This is a genomic window from Monashia sp. HAY1-5C (assembly GCF_056755255.1).
This window is the reverse complement of sequence record NZ_JBPGXG010000458.1, coordinates 1-260: the sequence shown is the minus strand read 5'-3', so window position 1 is coordinate 260 and position 260 is coordinate 1. Positions and strand designations below refer to the sequence as shown.

Annotated in this window: 1 protein-coding gene; it reads right to left on the bottom strand. The window is 61.2% G+C overall.

The window, feature by feature from the left end:
* Positions 1 to 32 precede the first annotated feature (32 nt).
* On the bottom strand, positions 33 to 260 hold a 228-nt coding region (locus tag ACR9ZK_RS22425), incomplete at its 5' end, for a metallopeptidase family protein (protein WP_481344136.1).

The following is a 260-nucleotide window of genomic DNA, read 5'->3' as shown; positions in this document are numbered from 1 at the left end:
TCCCCTGGCCGTCCTGCGGTCGGGGTCTGATGTCATCGATCCGTCGCTTCTTCCGCGCTTTCCTCGATGCGCTCCATGTCCTCGTCGCTCAGGCCGAAATGATGGCCGATCTCGTGGATCAGGACATGGGTGATGATGTCGCCGAGGGTTTCCTCGTTTTCCGCCCAGTAATCGATGATCGGCCGACGATAGAGGCGGATCTTGTTGGGCATCTCGCCGGTCTGGGCGGTGAAGCGCTCGGATATGCCGCGACCCTCGAA